At 73.6% G+C, this 17232-nt stretch carries 17 protein-coding genes and 1 tRNA gene; 10 read left to right on the top strand and 8 right to left on the bottom strand.

Features of this window, described 5'->3' with window-relative positions:
• Positions 1-72 precede the first annotated feature (72 nt).
• Positions 73-771, bottom strand: a complete 699-nt coding sequence (locus tag JQT67_RS10305; protein ID WP_208064586.1) for a fasciclin domain-containing protein — start codon at positions 769-771, stop codon at positions 73-75.
• Positions 772-929: 158 nt separating this feature from the next.
• Here JQT67_RS10305 and JQT67_RS10310 point away from each other — a divergent pair, with 158 nt between their 5' ends.
• The 3 genes from JQT67_RS10310 to JQT67_RS10320 all read left to right on the top strand — a co-directional run bounded on the left by JQT67_RS10310 (position 930) and on the right by JQT67_RS10320 (position 3679).
• Positions 930-2705 (top strand): cytochrome c biogenesis protein DipZ, encoded by a 1776-nt coding sequence (locus JQT67_RS10310; RefSeq protein WP_208064587.1) that lies wholly within the window; start codon positions 930-932, stop codon positions 2703-2705.
• A gap of 67 nt (positions 2706-2772) precedes the next feature.
• Positions 2773-2847: transfer RNA gene (locus JQT67_RS10315), tRNA-Pro, on the top strand.
• Between the two features lies 1 nt (position 2848).
• Positions 2849-3679, top strand: coding sequence for an SDR family NAD(P)-dependent oxidoreductase (locus JQT67_RS10320; protein ID WP_208064588.1), 831 nt, complete (start codon positions 2849-2851; stop codon positions 3677-3679).
• 7 nt (positions 3680-3686) lie between these two features.
• Here JQT67_RS10320 and JQT67_RS10325 read toward each other — a convergent pair whose 3' ends face one another.
• From JQT67_RS10325 to sigK, 6 genes are read right to left on the bottom strand one after another with little or no spacing between them, the layout of a single operon-like run.
• Positions 3687-4526, bottom strand: coding sequence for a PhzF family phenazine biosynthesis protein (locus JQT67_RS10325; RefSeq protein WP_208064589.1), 840 nt, complete (start codon positions 4524-4526; stop codon positions 3687-3689).
• 37 nt (positions 4527-4563) lie between these two features.
• A complete protein-coding gene (locus tag JQT67_RS10330) occupies positions 4564-5262 on the bottom strand; it encodes an RraA family protein (protein ID WP_208064590.1) in 699 nt (232 codons plus the stop codon).
• 19 nt (positions 5263-5281) lie between these two features.
• Complete coding sequence (locus tag JQT67_RS10335; RefSeq protein ID WP_208064591.1) at positions 5282-5623, bottom strand: hypothetical protein; 342 nt, start codon at positions 5621-5623, stop codon at positions 5282-5284.
• 36 nt (positions 5624-5659) lie between these two features.
• Positions 5660-6571, bottom strand: a complete 912-nt coding sequence (locus JQT67_RS13795; RefSeq protein ID WP_208064592.1) for a DMT family transporter — start codon at positions 6569-6571, stop codon at positions 5660-5662.
• Positions 6572-7348, bottom strand: coding sequence for an anti-sigma factor (locus tag JQT67_RS10345; protein WP_208064593.1), 777 nt, complete (start codon positions 7346-7348; stop codon positions 6572-6574).
• Complete coding sequence (sigK, locus tag JQT67_RS10350; protein WP_208064594.1) at positions 7345-7953, bottom strand: ECF RNA polymerase sigma factor SigK; 609 nt, start codon at positions 7951-7953, stop codon at positions 7345-7347. The genes JQT67_RS10345 and sigK overlap by 4 nt, the downstream gene beginning before the upstream one ends.
• A 156-nt stretch (positions 7954-8109) precedes the next feature.
• Here sigK and tig point away from each other — a divergent pair, with 156 nt between their 5' ends.
• The 3 genes from tig to JQT67_RS10365 all read left to right on the top strand — a co-directional run bounded on the left by tig (position 8110) and on the right by JQT67_RS10365 (position 10867).
• Positions 8110-9465 (top strand): trigger factor, encoded by a 1356-nt coding sequence (gene tig / locus JQT67_RS10355; protein ID WP_208064595.1) that lies wholly within the window; start codon positions 8110-8112, stop codon positions 9463-9465.
• Positions 9466-9587: 122 nt separating this feature from the next.
• Positions 9588-10202, top strand: a complete 615-nt coding sequence (locus tag JQT67_RS10360; RefSeq protein ID WP_208064596.1) for an ATP-dependent Clp protease proteolytic subunit — start codon at positions 9588-9590, stop codon at positions 10200-10202.
• A complete protein-coding gene (locus JQT67_RS10365) occupies positions 10202-10867 on the top strand; it encodes an ATP-dependent Clp protease proteolytic subunit (protein WP_026373794.1) in 666 nt (221 codons plus the stop codon). The genes JQT67_RS10360 and JQT67_RS10365 overlap by 1 nt, the downstream gene beginning before the upstream one ends.
• Before the next feature lie 70 nt (positions 10868-10937).
• Here JQT67_RS10365 and JQT67_RS10370 read toward each other — a convergent pair whose 3' ends face one another.
• The gene (locus JQT67_RS10370) at positions 10938-11582 is read right to left on the bottom strand and encodes a copper resistance CopC family protein (protein WP_208064597.1); all 645 of its coding nucleotides are present in this window, start codon (positions 11580-11582) and stop codon (positions 10938-10940) included.
• A 141-nt stretch (positions 11583-11723) separates the two neighbouring features.
• Here JQT67_RS10370 and clpX point away from each other — a divergent pair, with 141 nt between their 5' ends.
• Genes clpX through JQT67_RS10390 form a run of 4 tightly spaced genes read left to right on the top strand, consistent with a single transcriptional unit; the run spans position 11724 to position 16916 of the window.
• A complete protein-coding gene (clpX, locus tag JQT67_RS10375; RefSeq protein ID WP_208064598.1) occupies positions 11724-13001 on the top strand; it encodes an ATP-dependent Clp protease ATP-binding subunit ClpX in 1278 nt (425 codons plus the stop codon).
• A gap of 41 nt (positions 13002-13042) precedes the next feature.
• A complete protein-coding gene (locus JQT67_RS10380; protein WP_208064599.1) occupies positions 13043-13861 on the top strand; it encodes an ABC transporter ATP-binding protein in 819 nt (272 codons plus the stop codon).
• A gap of 41 nt (positions 13862-13902) precedes the next feature.
• Complete coding sequence (locus JQT67_RS10385; RefSeq protein WP_208064600.1) at positions 13903-14889, top strand: iron-siderophore ABC transporter substrate-binding protein; 987 nt, start codon at positions 13903-13905, stop codon at positions 14887-14889.
• Positions 14886-16916, top strand: coding sequence for an iron ABC transporter permease (locus tag JQT67_RS10390; protein ID WP_208064601.1), 2031 nt, complete (start codon positions 14886-14888; stop codon positions 16914-16916). The genes JQT67_RS10385 and JQT67_RS10390 overlap by 4 nt, the downstream gene beginning before the upstream one ends.
• Positions 16917-17232: the final 316 nt, after the last annotated feature.

Here is a 17232-nt window from a genome sequence, read left to right on the forward strand (position 1 = left end):
TGCCGCACCGGCGCACGCTCGCGGCGCGAGAAGGGCCGGCCCCGCAGGGCCGGCCCGGGCTCGATCGGCGGATCAGCCCATCGACGGCGGCATGAGCACCGCGTCGACGAGGTAGACCGTCGCGTTGGCGGTCTGCACGCCGCCGCACAGCACGCTCGCGCCGCCGACCATGAGGTCGTCGCCCTCGCCCTCGACCATGATGTCCTCGCCCTGCACGGTCGTGTGCGTGCCGGCGATCATGTCGGGCGCGATCTGGCCCGGCACGACGTGGTAGGTCAGCACCGACGTGAGCGCATCGGCGCCCTCGGGCGACTGCAGCATCTCGACGGTCTCGGCCGGGAGCGCCGCGAAGGCCTCGTCGACCGGCGCGAAGACCGTGAACTCGTCGCCGTTGAGGGTGTCGACGAGGTTCACCTCCGGGTTCAGCTCGCCCGAGACGGCCGCGACGAGCTGCGTGAGCATCGGGTTGTTCGAGGCCGCGACCGCGACCGGATCCTGCGACATGCCGACGATCGAGCCGGCGCCGTCGGGCACCTCCTCGTCGTACATCGCGCAGGCCGCGCCGACGAGGTTCGCGTACGCGGGGTCCATCGCCTCCGCGTCGTCGCCCTCCATCGCCTCGGAGCTCGGCGCGGTGCTGGGCGCCATCGACGGTGCCATCGACTCGTCGGCGGTCTCGGTCGAGCCGCCCATCGAGCAGCCCGCGAGCACGAGCGTCGCCGCTCCCGCGAGCACGAGCCCGGCCATCGTGGGGTTCTTCTTGGTGAGCATCGCTGCTCTCCTTCCCTGTTCGGTCCCCGGCCCGTGCGAGCCGGTGCTGCAGGGGCTTCGGAGGCCGGCCCGGCACGGATTGGAACCGGCCGATCCGCGTCGTGGACCCATCCGCACCGCCCTCCGCGCCGAACCCGTCGAAAGGCCAAGGAGGCACCATGCTCGCGCTCATCGGACTGCTCGGGGGATTCATCACCGGCATCTCGCCGTGCATCATCCCCGTGCTGCCCGTCATCCTCTTCTCGGGCGGCATGCAGTCGGCGCGCGAGGCACGGTCGACCGATGCGGCTGCCGACGCGGGCGCGACGGCACCGGCGGGCGGCGGGGTCGCGACCGCGGTCGCCGCCCGTCCCCGCGCGGTCTCGCGCTGGCGGCCGTACCTCGTGATCGCCGGGATCGTCGTGAGCTTCACCCTCATGACGCTCCTCGGGAGCCTGCTGCTGAGCCTCCTCGGGCTGCCGCAGGACGTGCTGCGCTGGGCTGGCATCGTCGTGCTCGCGCTCATCGGCGTCGGGCTCATCGTGCCCGTCGTCCAGCACGTGCTCGAGAAGCCCTTCCAGCGCATCCCGCAGCTGCAGACGGGCCGCCTGCAGGGCTTCCCGCTCGGGCTCGCGCTCGGCGCCGTCTACGTGCCGTGCGCGGGGCCGGTGCTCGCCGCGATCACCGTCGCCGGTTCCACCGGGCGGATCGGCGCCGACACGGTGGTCCTGACCGTGTCGTTCGCGATCGGCGCGGCCCTGCCGCTGCTGTTCTTCGCGCTCGCCGGCCGCGGACTCGCCGAGCGCATCGCGGCCTTCCGCCGTCGGCAGGGCGCCATCCGCGTCGTGTCCGGCGCGCTCATGCTCGCGCTCGCGCTCGGCCTCGTGCTCGACGTGCCGGCGCGCCTCCAGCGGCTCGTGCCCGACTACACCGCCGCGATCCAGGACGCGATCGCCGGCGACGAGCGCGTGCAGGAGGCCATCGCGATCGGCGGCCTCGAGACCGACGAGAACCGCGACCTCGACCTGTGCGACCCGGGAGCGACCGAGCTGCAGGAGTGCGGCACGGCGCCGAGCATCCGCGGCATCGAGTCGTGGTTCAACACGCCGGGCGACACGCCGATCGACCTCGCCGACCTGCGCGGGCAGGTCGTGCTCGTCGACTTCTGGGCCTACTCGTGCATCAACTGCCAGCGCTCGGCGCCGCACGTCAACGCCTGGTACGACGCCTACCGCGACGCGGGGCTGCAGGTCATCGGCGTGCACAGCCCCGAGTACGCGTTCGAGAAGGAGCGCGACAACGTCGTCGCCGGCGCGGCCGCGCTCGGCATCGAGTACCCGGTCGCGATCGACAACCGCCTCGCGACGTGGACGAGCTACCGCAACGCCTACTGGCCGGCCCGCTACCTCATCGACGCCGAGGGCGTCGTCCGCAACGTGCACTTCGGCGAGGGCGGCTACGCCGAAGGGGAGCGGATGCTGCGCGAGCTGCTCGAGCAGGCCGACCCCGCGGTCGCGCTGCCCGCGCCCACCGAGGTCGCCGACGCGACGCCCGACAACGCATCCGTCACGCCCGAGTCGTACCTCGGCACGACGAAGGTGCAGAACTTCGGCGGCGACGAGCGCTACTCGACGCAGACCGAGGCGTTCCGCCTGCCCGCCGAGCAGGCGCGCGACACGTTCGCGCTCGAGGGCGCGTGGCGGCTCGAGACGCAGTTCGCCACACCCCGGGGCGACGAGGCGCGCATCCGGCTCGAGTACCGGGGGCGAGAGGTGCGGATGGTGCTGGCGGGCTCGGGCACGGTCGTCGCGTCGGTCGACGGGCAGCGGGTCGAGCTCGAGGTGCGCGGCACGCCGCGGTCGTACCCGCTGCTCGCGGGGGAGTCGAGCCGCGAGGGCACGATCGAGGTGACGGTGCCGGAGGGCGTCGAGGCCTACTCCTTCACCTTCGGGTGAGCGGCCGGCGGCGGTCGGCGGCCGAGCCGCGCCAGTAGGATCGGTGGCTGTACGGGAGCGATCCCTACGGGGCGTAGCTCAGCTCGGCTAGAGCGCCCGCTTTGGGGGCGGGAGGTCGCAGGTTCGAATCCTGTCGCCCCGACGTGCGACTGAGCGAGGCGGCGCCACAGCCGCGCAGGACCCTGCTCGTCGGCTGCGGCAGGCTCGGCACGCGGCTCGGCCTGCGGCTCGTCGCCGACGGCGGCGAGGTGCTCGCGCTGCGTCGCGACACGAGCGCGCTGCCCGGCGCCTTCGTGCCGATCTCGGCCGACCTCCGCGAACCGGTGGCCCGCTCCGTCGTCCCCGCGGTCGACGACGTGGTGATCACGCTGCCGCCCGGCGCGGACGACGGCGGGGCGTCGCCGTACGTGCGATCGCTCCGGCACCTCGCCGACGCGCTGCCCGTCGCGCCGCGCCGCGTCGTGCTCGTCTCGTCCATGCGCGTGCTCGAGGGTCGCGCCGGGCCGACGCCGCTCTCGGAGTCGGCCGAGCCCGCCCCCGCGTCGGCGCGAGCGACGGCGCTGCTCGACGGCGAGCGGCTCGCGATCGACCGCCTCGGCGCGCTCGTCGTGCGGCCCGCGGGGATCTACGGCCCGGGTCGCGACATGCTCGTGCAGAGGGTGCGCGAGGGCGCACCGATGCAGTACGCGCGGCGCACCAACCGCATCCACGAGAGCGACCTCGTGCGCGCGCTCGAGGCGGTGCTCCGCGAGCCGGAGCCGCCGCAGCTGCTGCACGCCGTCGATGCGCGCCCGGCTCCGCTCGGCGACGTCGTGACGTGGATCGCCCAGGCGCTCGGCGTGCCGCCGCCCCCGAGGGTCGAGCCCGCCGTGCCGAGCGGCACGGTGCTCCGCGGCGACCGCCTCGCGGCGCTGCTCGGCACCCTGCGCTACCCGTCGTTCGAGGACGGCTACCGCGCGCTGCTCGGGCGCTGAGGCCGCATCACGCGATCGCGGTGCCCGAGAAGCACGTGACCGTCGCACCGCCCACCCAGACGGTGCCGTCGGCATCCGCGTCGATCGCGATCGAGCCGGCGCGACCGAGCCGGCGCCCCTGCGAGACGGCGTAGGAGCGCTCCGCAGCGCCGGTGCTCGTGAGCCACTGCGCGACGGAGGCGTTCATGCTGCCGCACACGGGATCCTCGGGCACGCCGACCGCGGGGGCGAAGGAGCGCAGCTCGAACGCGTGCTCGGAGCCTGGCGGGTAGGCGCCGATCGCGCCCACCATCGCGTCGGGGATGCGCGCGAGGTCGGGCTCGAGGTCGAGCACCTCCTGCGCCGAGGGCAGCTGCACGACGCACCAGCCGGGCCCGTTGTCGACCCACTGATGCCCGACGACGCGCTCGGGTGCGATGCCGAGCGCGTCGACGAGGCGCGCGAGGTGGTCGGCGTCGAGCTCGCCCGTGCGGCGCATCGGGGGAGCGGCGAAGGCGAGCACGTCGCCCCGGCGCACCTCGACGAGGCCGGCCTCGCACTCCTGCACGATGCGGTCGGCGCGCTGCGGCTCGCCGCCGTGCTCGAGCCACGCGTGCGCCGAGCCGAGCGTCGGGTGGCCCGCGAACGGCAGCTCGCCGCCGGGCGTGAAGATGCGCAGCCGGTAGTCGGCCTCGGGCGTCGTCGGCGGCAGCACGAACGTCGTCTCCGAGAGGTTCGTCCAGCGCGCGATGCGCTGCATCGACGCGTCGTCGATGCCCTCGGCGTCGAGCACGACGGCCACGGGGTTGCCGAGGTAGGGCTCGGCTCCGAAGACGTCGACCTGGGCGAAGCGGTGCTGGCGGGTCATGCGGCTCTCCTCATCGGTTGGTGACGGATGCATCGGCTCACTCCTCGATCGCGCCGCCCACGTCGCGCAGGTGCTCGCGGAAGCCGATGCCGCGGGCGCTGCGGGCGTCGAGGTAGTCGCGGAACCGCACCTGCTCGCGCAGGCTCGAGCCGCCGCGCATGGCGGCGGCCTGGCGGCGCTCGGTGTCGCGGATGCTCGCGGCGGCCACGGCCGCGTCCCTCGCGCGCGCGAGCGGCACGACGATCGCGCCGTCGTCATCGGCGAGCACGAGGTCGTCGCGCGTCACCGCGTGCTCGCCGAGCCGCGCGGTGACGAGCGCGTCGGCCGCCTGCGGCTCGACGCTCGCCGGTCCAGACGGGGAGGCGCCGAGGCTCAGCAGCGGCAGTCCGATCTCGCGCAGCTCGCGGGTGTCGCGGTGCAGCCCCCAGATGACGATGCCGGTGATGCCGGCGCGCGCCGCCTCGAGCGCGACGAGGTCGCCGACGCACGCGCGGTCGGTGCGACCGCCGTCGTCGACGACGAGCACGTCACCTGGCTCGCTCGCCTCGAGCGCCTCGAGGAACACGTCGACGCTGCCGACGTGCTGCGCGGGGAGCGCCCGGCCGACGACGTGCACGCCCGGCAGCACGGGCCGCAGCCCGGCGGGACTGCACCGGACCGGCACGCTGAGGCGCATGCACGCATCCGCCACGTGAGCCGTCGAGAGGTCGTGGAAGGCCGACTGGAGCTCCTGCATGGGTCCTCCTCCGTCGCGCTCAACAGGGTTCGTGCTGCGTCGGCACCCACACGAGCGGGTGGTGGCAGCGATCGCACAGCACGTAGCCATCCTCGCGGATCACCTCGTGCCCGTGGCGCTCGCACTCCGACTCGAGCTGCGCCCACCGCAGGTCGGTCAGCGCGGTGCGGCGATGCAGCGGCCACCGCCATGGCGTGAGCCCGAGCTCCCGGAGCTCCGGGTTTGTCCAGTCGTCCCGGTGGTGCGCCGGCCACTCGCCGACCGTCGGCTCGCCGTAGCCGCCCTCGATGACGCAGGGCCGGGTGCTCCTGGGTGGGCGGCGGCAGCGCAGGCACACGCCGTCGAGCAGCTGCTCCTCCATCATCGGACTCCTCTCAGCACGGGACCGGATGCGTCGCTACGGCCGAGCGCGCCCGCGCCGCTGCGCAGTCAGCACGATCGCGACGCCCGCCGCCGCGACGACGAGTCCGACGATCCCGAGCGGCGTGACCGGGACGCCGAAGACGAGCCACACCCACAGCATCGTCGTCGGCGGCGTCAAGTAGAGCATCGTGCTCACGAACGTCGCCCCGTGCGAGCGGGTCACGGTGACGTAGAGCACGTAGCCGCCGAGGCTCGAGAGCACCACGAGCCACAGCACCGCGAACCAGACGTCGCCCGTCGTCGGGGGAGCGGCGTGCCCGCGCAGCAGCGCGACCGCCATGAAGACCGCGCCCGCGACGATCGAGTGCATCGTGAGCGTCTGCAGCAGGTCGTCGTGCATGTGCCAGCGGCGCTGCAGCACCGTGCCGGTGCCGAGGCACACGACCGCGGCGAGCGGGAGGGCGTAGGCCCACAGCGGCGCGCCGGTGCCGCCGAGCGCGCCCGAGACGACGAGCGCGACGCCGCCGAGCCCGACCGCCATGCCGAGCCACGTCCAGCCGTTCGCGCGCTCGCCGAGGAAGCGGCCGGCGATCGTCGCGACGAGCATCGGCTGCAGCGCCGCGATGAGCGCCGCCGTGCCGCCGTCGACGCCCGCGCGCACGCCCTCGAAGATCAGCAGCAGGTAGGCCGCCTGGTTGAGCACCGCGACGGTGCCCTGGCGCAGCCAGCTCGCGCGCCCCGGCCACCGGCGGCGCAGCACGAGCATCGCGGCGACGAGGATGCCGGCGAGCACGACGAAGCGCCACGCGAGCACCGTGATGGGCTCGCCGCCCGCGCGAGCCGCGAGCTCGGCGCCGACGAAGCCCGAGCTCCACGTCACGATGAGTCCGATCGACGCGACGGTGATCGCGGCCGCGCCGAGCCGGCCCGCGCCCTGCGGCGCCACCTAGGTCTCGACGACGAGGATCGGGTCGCTCGTCGGCGCTTCGGAGCCGCCCGCCGGCTCGACCGTCACGCCGATCGCGGCGCCGGCCGAGAGCTCGCCCTCGAGCAGGAACGCGCTCGACGCCTCGAACACGCCGGCCGATCGCGCGCCCGAACCGTCGATGAACCACGCCTGGTAGGTGGCGCCCTCGGGCGCCGGCGGCAGGCCGTCGAAGAGGATCGCCGACTGCTCCCGCGCGGGCGACCAGACGACGGTCGCGATGCCGCCGTCGGCGAGCTCCACCTCGCTGCGCTCCGCGTCCGGCGCCGCGACGAGCGCGCCGAGCGCCTCCTGCTGCGACTCGCCGCCCAGCTGCGAGCCGATCGCGACGCCGCCGAGCAGCAGCGCCGATCCGGCCGCGATCGCGCCGAGCACCCGGGCGGGGCGCCAGCGCGCTCGCGCGCGGCGCTCGGCGGCGCCGGGCGGGCGGGCGGCCGCGACGTGCGCGCGGGGCTCGTCTGCATCGCGGTGCGGGTCGGATGCGGTGGGCCGGGCGAGCGGCGGAGCCTCGTCGCGCTGCGGCTCGCGGGCGATCGCGTCGAGCACGCTCGCGCGCAGGCTGGGCGGCGGCGCGACCTCGTCGGCCGCGAGCAGCGCGGCGGTGTCGGCGAGCTGCCGCGCCTCCTCGAGCGCCTCGGGCGACGCCTCCGCCTCGAAGCGGGCGCGCTCCGCGGGCTCGAGGGCGTCGAGCGCGTAGGCGGCCGCCAGCTCGTCGACGGGCCGGGACTCGTCGGTCATGTCGTCACCCCCAGGATCCCGCGCAAGCGCTGCATGCCGTCGCGGAGCCTCGTCTTCACCGTGCCGAGCGGCGCGCCGAGTCGCTCGGCGATCTCGCTCTGCGTGAGCCCCTCGAAGTAGGCGAGCTCGATCGCCTCGCGGTGCGCGTCGCTCAGCTCGCCGAGCGCGCGCCGCGCCCTCGCCGCGTCGAGTGAGATCTCGACCTGCTCGGCGACCTCGTCGACCGGCACGGCCGTGTCGCGCACGCCGATGCGCTCGTCGCGGTCGCGCTGCGACTGCGAGGAGCGCACCCGGTCGACCGCGCGGGCGTGCGCGATCTGCAGCAGCCACGACATCGCGGCGCCGCGGCTCGGGTCGAACCGCTTCGCCTGCCGCCACGCCTCGAGGTACACCTCCTGGGCGACCTCCTCCGATTGCGCGCGGTCGACGAGGATGCGCAGCACGAGGCCGAAGACCCGCGCCGCGGTCGCGTCGTAGAGCTCGGCGAACGCCCGCTCGTCGCCATCGGCCGCGCGCACGAGGCACTGCTCGAGCGAGGTCTCCACTCGCCCGAGTATTGCAGGCCGCCAGCGGGCGGCCGCTCGGGGCTCGGCGATGGCGGTCATGCGGGGGATTCGTCGCGGGCGAACAGGCGGATTGGCCCGATCGGCAGGAGGGCCGGTTAGACTCGGACGATGGTCCGCCCGCACGCGGTGGATCTCGCGTGCCTACGCACCGCTGGCCCTCGTGCCGCACAACCACCAACCTCAGGAGACCACCCCGTGAAGACCACGGTCGAGAAGATCGAGAACACGCGCACCAAGCTGACCATCGCGGTCGAGCCCGAGGAGCTGCGCCCCGCGATCGACAGCGCCTACAAGGCCGTCGCCGAGCAGATCAGCGTCCCCGGCTTCCGCAAGGGCAAGGTCCCCGCGGCGATCATCGACCAGCGCATCGGGCGCGAGGAGATCCTCAACCAGGCCGTCTCCGAGTCGATCGACGACTTCTACCGCCAGGGCGTCGCCGAGGCCGGCATCCGCCCGCTCGGCCGTCCGCAGGCCGACGTCACCGCGTGGCCCGAGCTCAAGGACTTCTCGGGCGACCTCGTGCTCGAGATCGAGGTCGACGTGCGCCCCGACTTCGACCTCCCCGAGGTCGAAGGCCGCACGATCACGGTCGACGCGATCGAGATCGGCGACGACGCCGTGCAGGAGGAGCTCGACGCGCTGCGCAGCCGCTTCGGCACGCTCGTCACGGTCGACCGCCCCGCCGCGAAGGGCGACTTCGTCACCCTCGACCTGACCGCGACGATCGACGGCGAGGTGGTCGACACCGCCAACGGCATCTCGTACGAGGTCGGCTCGGGCGAGCTCATCGACGGCATCGACGAGGCCGTCGACTCGCTCACCGCGGGTGAGGAGACCACCTTCACCTCGAAGCTCGTCGGCGGCGACCACGCCGGCAAGGACGCCGAGGTCACGGTCACGGTCGACGCCGTCAAGGAGCGCGAGCTGCCCGAGGCCGACGACGACTTCGCCCAGATGGCGAGCGCCTTCGACACGATCGACGAGCTCAAGGCCGACCTCAAGGAGCAGGCCGCCCGCAGCCGCCGCATGGGCCAGGCCGAGCAGGCTCGCCAGCGCCTGCAGGAGGAGCTCGTCGAGGCTGTCGAGATCGAGGTCCCCTCGGCCGTCGTCGAGGACGAGGTCACGCGCCACCTCGAGGCGGAGAACCGCGCCGACGACACCGAGCACGGCGAGGAGGTGCGCCAGGAGACGCGCAAGCTCCTCAAGCAGCAGATGCTCTTCGACCGCTTCGCCGAGGAGGCGAACCTGCAGGTCACGCAGCAGGAGCTGACGCAGATCATCGTGCAGCAGGCCGCGCAGTACGGCATGGCGCCGCAGGAGCTCGTGCAGGCGCTCGAGGCCAACGGCCAGCTGCCCGTGCTGCTCGGCGACATCCTGCGCGGCAAGACGCTCTCGACCCTGCTCGGCCGCGTCACCGTCGTCGACGACAAGGGCGAGACGGTCGACCTCTCCGACTTCCTCCCGCCGGCCGAGGAGGTCGACGAGGACGACGTCGAGGGCGCGATCCGCGAGGCCGAGGCGAAGCTCGCGGCGCAGCACCAGGAGGACTGAGCACCTCGAGAGGGCCGGGCGCGAGCCCGGCCCTCTCGCTTGCCTCCGCCTGCGGCGAACACGCGCAGGAGCGCCCCTCCCGCTCACCTAGTGTGGAGAGCAACCGAGAGAAGGAGTCACCCGTGGCTGAACCCGTCCTCGCGCCGTCGGTCTTCGACCGGCTGCTGCGCGACCGCATCATCTGGCTCGGCCAGGAGGTGCGGGACGAGAACGCGAACGAGATCTGCGCGAAGATCCTGCTGCTCGCCGCAGAGGACCCGAACAAGGACATCTACCTCTACATCAACTCGCCCGGCGGCTCGATCACGGCCGGCATGGCGATCTACGACACGATGCAGTTCGTGCCGAACGACATCGTCACGGTCGGCATCGGCATGGCCGCGTCGATGGGCCAGCTGCTGCTCACCGCCGGCACCGCGGGCAAGCGCTACATCACGCCGAACGCGCGCGTGCTGCTGCACCAGCCCCACGGCGGCTTCGGCGGCACGTCGAGCGACATCCAGACGCAGGCGCAGCTCATCCTCGACATGAAGCGCCGGCTCGCCGAGATCACGGCCGAGCGCACGGGCAAGAGCGTCGAGCAGATCAACGCCGACGGCGACCGGGACCGCTGGTTCACGGCGCAGGAGGCGCTCGAGTACGGCTTCGTCGACCACCTGCGGGCGTCGGCGAGCGACGTCACGGGCGGCGGCGGCACGGACCAGGACGGCATCGCTGACCAGGAGGGCGGCAACTGATGGAGACCCCCACGTTCCAGGCGGGCGGCAGCGCCCTCCAGATGCCCGGCTCGCGCTACATCCTCCCGAGCTTCGAGGAGCGCACCGCCTACGGCTTCAAGCGCCAGGACCCCTACGCGAAGCTGTTCGAGGACCGCATCATCTTCCTCGGCGTGCAAGTCGACGACGCATCCGCCGACGACGTCATGGCGCAGCTGCTCGTGCTCGAGTCGCAGGACCCCGACCGCGACATCGTCATGTACATCAACTCGCCCGGCGGCTCGTTCACGGCCATGACGGCGATCTACGACACGATGCAGTACATCCGGCCCGCCGTGCAGACGGTGTGCCTCGGCCAGGCCGCCTCGGCCGCGGCCGTGCTGCTCGCGGCGGGCGAGCCCGGCAAGCGCCTCGCGCTGCCGAACGCCCGCATCCTCATCCACCAGCCCGCGACGTCCGACGCGGGCCGCGGGCAGGCATCCGACATCGAGATCCAGGCGCGCGAGGTGCTCCGCATGCGCGAGTGGCTCGAGGAGACGCTGTCGAAGCACTCGAACCACGACGTCGAGCGCGTCTCGAAGGACATCGAGCGCGACACGTTCCTCTCGGCGCAGGAGGCGCTCGAGTACGGCCTCATCGACCAGGTGCTCTCGAGCCGCAAGACGGCGCCGCAGCTGCTGGGCTGACGTTCCACGCTGAAAGGCCGGCCTCCCGAGGGAGTGCCGGCCTTTCATCATGCGCGGGGGATGCGCGGGGTCACGCCTCGTCGCGCCGGCGGCGGGAGCCGCGGTTGACCGTGTAGGCGATGATCGCGAGCACGACGAGCAGCGCGAGCACACCGATCGCGATGAACGGGAAGTCGCCGCCCTCGTCGCCCTCCACCGCGTCGCTCGGCGTCGCGTCGTCGGTCGCGACGGGACCGGGCGCGGCCTCGTCGGGGTCGACGGATGCCTCGGGCTCGGTCGTCGAGGTCGACGCGGGCTCGCTCGCGGCGGGCGCGGCGCCGCAGATGGGCGCGGTCTCGGAGCCGGCGGCGCCCGCCTCGCCCTCGGCGGGCTCGAACGCGAACGACACCGTGCCGTCGACGGGGTGGCCGTCGGCCGAGACGACCTGGTAGGCGAGCGAGTAGTCGCCCGCCTCGCCGAGCTCGGCCTCGAGCGAGATCGTGTCGCCCTCGACGACGACGCAGCCGTCGCCGTAGAAGAGGCCCTGCGCATCCGTCAGCTGCAGCCGGTTGGCGGAGTCCGCGCCCTCGAGCGAGAGGATCTCCTCGTTCATCACGACGCTGAAGGTGCCCGGCTGCTCGGTGACCGTGTCGCCGTCGCTCGGCGTCGAGCCGATCATGGCGGCGTGGGCAGGCAGGAGGATGACGGCCGCGAGCGCGGCGAGGGCGGCATGCATGCCTTCAGCCTATCGAGCGCCCCTGCCGCAGAGCCGGGCCGATCGGGCCGATCGCGGCGTGGTCGGCGACCGTGTCACCCGCCTGCTCTAGGCTTCCATCAGGGCGCGAGCCGCGTCCGGTAGCACGTCTGGAGGGCGACGATGGCACGACTCGGAGAGAGCGGCGATCTGCTGAAGTGCTCCTTCTGCGGCAAGAGCCAGAAGCAGGTGCAGCAGCTCATCGCCGGTCCCGCGGTGTACATCTGCGACGAGTGCGTCGAGCTGTGCAACGAGATCATCGAGGAGCGCGCCGCCGAGGCCGGCGAGGGCACGCAGCCCGAGCGCTTCACCCTGCCGAAGCCGCGCGAGATCTTCGACTTCCTCGAGGAGTACGTCGTCGGCCAGCAGAGCGCGAAGCAGTCGCTCGCGGTCGCGGTCTACAACCACTACAAGCGCATCGGCGCCGCGAAGCAGCTCGAGTCGGCCGACACCGCGGGCGACGGCGTCGAGATCCAGAAGTCGAACATCCTGATGGTCGGCCCGACCGGCTGCGGCAAGTCCTACCTCGCCTCGACGCTCGCGAAGCAGCTCAACGTGCCGTTCGCCGTCGCAGACGCGACGTCGCTCACCGAGGCGGGCTACGTCGGCGAGGACGTCGAGAACATCCTGCTCAAGCTCATCCAGGCGGCCGACTTCGACGTCAAGCGCGCCGAGACCGGCATCATCTTCATCGACGAGATCGACAAGGTCGCGCGCAAGGCCGAGAACCCGTCGATCACGCGCGACGTGTCGGGTGAGGGCGTGCAGCAGGCGCTGCTCAAGATCATCGAGGGCACGGTCGCGTCGGTGCCGCCGCAGGGCGGGCGCAAGCACCCCAACTCCGAGTTCATCCAGATCGACACGTCGAACGTGCTGTTCATCGTCGCGGGCGCGTTCGCCGGGCTCGAGGACATCATCGCGAACCGCTCGGGCAAGCGGGGCATCGGCTTCGGCGCTCCCGTCGCGTCGCTCAAGCCCGACCTCGACGTCTTCGAGGACGTGCTGCCGGAGGACCTCCACAAGTTCGGGCTCATCCCCGAGTTCATCGGCCGGCTGCCCGTCATCGCGACGGTGTCGCCGCTCGACCGCGCCGCGCTCGTGCAGATCCTCACCGAGCCTCGCAACGCGCTCGTGAAGCAGTACCAGCGGATGTTCGAGATCGACGGCGTCAAGCTCGACTTCGAGCCGGAGGCGCTCGAGGCGATCGCCGACCTCGCGGTCGAGCGGAAGACCGGCGCGCGCGGACTCCGGGCGATCCTCGAGACCGTGCTCGCGCCGGTGATGTTCGACGTGCCCTCGCGGGAAGGCGTCGAGCGGGTGATCGTGACGCGCGAGTCCGTCGCGGGCGGCGAGCCCCCGATCGTGCTGACCGCCGACGACATCCAGGAGCTCTCCGCCTGACCGCGTTGCGGAGCCACCGCAGGTAAGGCTAGCCTTACCTCGTGAACCGCACGGGATCGAGCGCGCTGCGCGCTGACGACGTCACCCTCGCCTACGGGCGCGAGACGATCGTGCACGCCGCGTCGATCGCGCTCGCGCCGGGCCGCGTGACGGCGCTCGTCGGGCCGAACGGCTCCGGCAAGTCGACGCTCCTGCGCGGCCTCACCGCGCTGCACCGGCCAAGCGCGGGCAGCGTGCTGTTCGCCGACGGCGCCGACGCGTCGAGCCTCGCCGAGCGCGAGCTCGCGCGCCGCATCGCGCTGCTCGCGCAGTCGCACCCCGACCCCTCGGGCGTGAGCGTGCGCGAGGTCGTCGCCTACGGCCGCTTCGCCCACCGCGGCCGCTTCCGCTCGGGCGACCCGCGCGGCGTCGAGGTGATCGAGCGCGCCATGGCGGCGACCGGCATCGGCGCGCTCGCCGAGCACCCCGTCGCGCAGCTCTCCGGAGGCCAGCGGCAGCGCGTGTGGCTCGCGACGTGCCTCGCGCAGGAGACGGGCATCGTGCTGCTCGACGAGCCGACGACCTTCCTCGACGTGCGCTACCAGCGCGAGATCCTCGAGATCGTGCGCGACCTCGCCGACGACGGCGTGGCCGTCGGCATCGTGCTCCATGACCTCGAGCAGGCCGCCGAGGTCGCCGACGACGTCGTGCTGCTCGTGCACGGCCGCATCGTCGCCACCGGCAGCCCCGAGGAGGTGCTGACGGCCGAGCGCCTCAGCGCCGCCTACGAGGTGCCCATCGACGTCGAGCCCGACCCGTCGGGCTTGCGCATCCGGCCGCAGCGGCTCCGCCGCCGGCCCCTCGTGTCGCGCGCCGCGTGACGCGCACTCCCATCGGGCACAGCGCCCGAGGAAGGACCCCCATGTCCAAGCGAACCCTGCTCGCCGGCGCCGCGCTGCTCTCGGCGCTCGCCCTCGCAGCGTGCGGCACGACCGAGCCCGCCGGCTCGAGCGAGGGCGCGGAGCCCGCGGGCTCGGCGGTCACCGTGACCGACGCCCGCGGCGTCGAGGTCGAGGTGCCCGCGGGCGTCACGGACGTCGTCGCGCTCGAGTGGGCCGCGGTCGAGCACCTGCAGACCGTCGGCATCGCCCCCGTCGGCGTCGCCGACGTCGAGGGGTACTCGAGCTGGGCCGGCGTCGGCGCGCCGCTCGAGGGCGAGCCGACCGATGTCGGCGCGCGCACCGAGCCGTCGATGGACTCGATCGCGGCGCTCGCTCCCGACCTCATCGTCGCCGTCGCGGGTCGCGACGACGCCGCCTACGGCGACCTCGAGGCCATCGCGCCCGTCCTCGTGCTCGCCGGCGCCGACGCATCCGACCCGCTCGGCACGATGCTCGCGGACCTGCGGCTCGTCGCCGAGGCGACCGGCACCGAGGACGCCGCGGAGGCAGCGATCGAGGAGTTCGAGGCGCACGTCGACGAGCTCGCCGCCGAGGTCGAGGACGCCGGGCTCGCGGGCACGCCGCTCGCGCACATGGACGGCTACGAGAACGGCGGCCAGATCGAGATCCGCCCCTACGCCGACGGCGCGCTCCTGCCCGCCGCGTTCCAGGAGATCGGCTTCGAGAACGGCTGGCCGGGGGAGGGCGACCCGCAGTACGGGCTCGGGATCACCGACGTCGAGGGCCTCACCGCGCTCGACGCCGAGTCGCACATCCTCTACATGACCGTCGGCGACCGCGACGTCTTCGTCGACCAGCTCGCCTCCAACGCGATCTGGACGGGCCTGCCGGCGGTCCAGGCGGGTCGCGTGCACCGGCTGCCCGACGGCATCTGGCTCTTCGGCGGCGTCGACTCCGTGAGCGCGTACCTCGACGCGGTGCTCGCGTCGCTCTCGCCCACGCCGTGACCCGGGTCCGACCGGGAGGGCTCGCGCTCGGCGCGGCCCTCCTCGTCGCACTCCTCGGCCTCGCGGCGTGGCACGTCACGCAGGGGACGACCCAGCTCGGCGTGCCGGAGCTGCTCGGCTGGCTCGGCGGGGACCGCGGCGACAGCGCCGTCATCCTCGAGAGCCGGCTGCCGCGCATCGCCGCCGCGATCGTCGTCGGGCTCGCCCTCGGGGCCGCCGGCTACGCGATGCAGACCATCACGGGCAACCCGCTCGCCTCGCCTGACACGCTCGCGGTCAACGGCGGCGCGGGAGCCGCGATCGCGCTCGCCGCCGTCTTCGGCGTGAGCCTCCCGGGCCTCGGCGGTGCCGCGCTCGCCTTCGGCGGCGGCATCGTCGCCGCGCTCGCCGTCGTCGCGATCGGCCGCGGCCGCGGCTCGACGACGCAGATGGTGCTCGTCGGCACCGCGCTCGCGCTCGCGCTGCAGTCGGTCTCGACGGTCGCCATCATCCTCGCCGAGCAGGAGACCGCGGGGCTGTACGCGTGGGGCGTCGGCCGCCTCTCGCAGAACGGCATCGGCACGGTCGCGCAGCTGCTGCCCATCGTGCTGCTCGGCATCGCGGCGCTGCTGCTGCTCGCGCGCCGGCTCGACGTGCTCGCGCTCGGCGAGGAGGCGGCGACCACGATCGGCGTGGGCGTCGGCCGCCTCCGCCTCACGACGCTCGTCGCCTCGGTCGCGCTCGCCGCGGCCGCGGTCGCGATCGCCGGACCGATCGGCTTCGTCGGGCTCGCCGCGCCGATCGTCGTGCGGCTGCTCGCGGCCCGGATCCCGGGCGCCGCCCGCCACGTCGTCGCCATCCCGCTCGCGGCGCTCACCGGTGCGGTGCTCGTGGTCGGCTCCGACGTGCTGCTGCGCTTCGCGCTCGGCGGGATCCGCTCGATGGACGTGCCGACCGGAGTCGTCACGAGCCTCATCGGCGCGATCTGCATCATCGTCCTCGCGCGCTCGATGGCGGGCGCTGCCGAGACAGAGTCGATGACGGTGCTCGGCGCGCGCACGCTCGCCGCGCGCGCGTGGGTGCCGCTCGTCGTCGCGGGCGTGCTGCTCGCCGCGCTCGCGGTGGGCGCGGTGCTGCTGGGCGACCGCATGCTGCTGCTCGGCGACGTCGCCAACTGGGTCGCGGGCAGAGCCGGCGACGCGGTGCGGGTGACGCTCGACACGCGCACGCCGCGCGTCGTCGCCGCCGTGCTCGCCGGTGTCGCGCTCGCGCTCTCCGGCGCGCTCGTGCAGGCGATCGCCCGCAACGCGCTCGCCGACCCCTACCTGCTCGGGGTCGCGGGCGGCGCGGGCCTCGGGGCGATCGGCGTCATCACGCTCGCGCCCGCCGCGGTCGGCTGGGCCGTCGCGGGCGGCGCGCTCACGGGCGGCGCGGCCGTCGGCGCGCTCGTCATCGCCCTCGTCGGCTGGCAGCGGCTCGGCAGCCTCCGCCTCGTGCTCACCGGCCTCGCGCTCTCCGCGGGCACCGCCGCGCTCACGAGCATGCTCATCGTCGTCACCGATCCCTACAACCGCGCGAAGGCGATCGTCTGGCTCGCCGGCAGCACCTACGGCCGGGGCATCGAGGACGTCGTGCCGGTCGCGGTGACGATCGTCGTCGCCGTGCTCGCGCTCGTGTGGATGCACCGCGACCTCGACCTCGCGCAGCTCGACGAGTCGACGCCGCGGCTGCTGGGCGTGCGGCTGCCCGCCGTGCAGGTCGTGGCGCTCGTGCTCGCCGTCGCGCTCGCCTCCACGGCGGTCGCCGCGATCGGGGTCGTCGCGTTCGTCGGGCTCGTCGCGCCGCACGCGGCGCGGGCGCTCGTCGGCGCCAGGCACCGGGTGCTGCTGCCGCTCGCGGCCCTGCTCGGCGGCTCGCTCACACTCCTCGCCGACACGCTCGGGCGCACCCTCATCGCGCCCGCGCAGCTGCCCGCGGGCGTGATGACCGCGCTCGTCGGCATCCCGTACTTCATCTGGCTCGTGCTCCAGGCGGGCCGCGCGCGCTGAGCCGTAACGGTGTACGAAGCATGTTCTAGAACGTGTTGTGAACAGTGTTCGCTCAGGCTCCACCGTCGATCCGCTCAGTGCGACGCGAGCGGCGGGGGCAGATCGGCGTACCCCGCGGACGGGATGCGAATCTCCTCAGCAGCGCTGAAGCGTCTGTGTATTGAGCGAGATGCAGCCACGAATCACCCTTGACGGTGACCGAAGCAAGCACAGCTCATCGGCCCCCGCATCGCGTGGGCCGGGCCGCGGCAAAGGCGCCGCGGACCACGTGAGCGACCGCCCGGCGGTGTCATCCGCCGGGCACAGCAAGAGGAGT

It is taken from the genome of Agrococcus sp. TF02-05 (genome assembly GCF_017565345.1).
Taxonomy (GTDB): domain Bacteria; phylum Actinomycetota; class Actinomycetes; order Actinomycetales; family Microbacteriaceae; genus Agrococcus; species Agrococcus pavilionensis.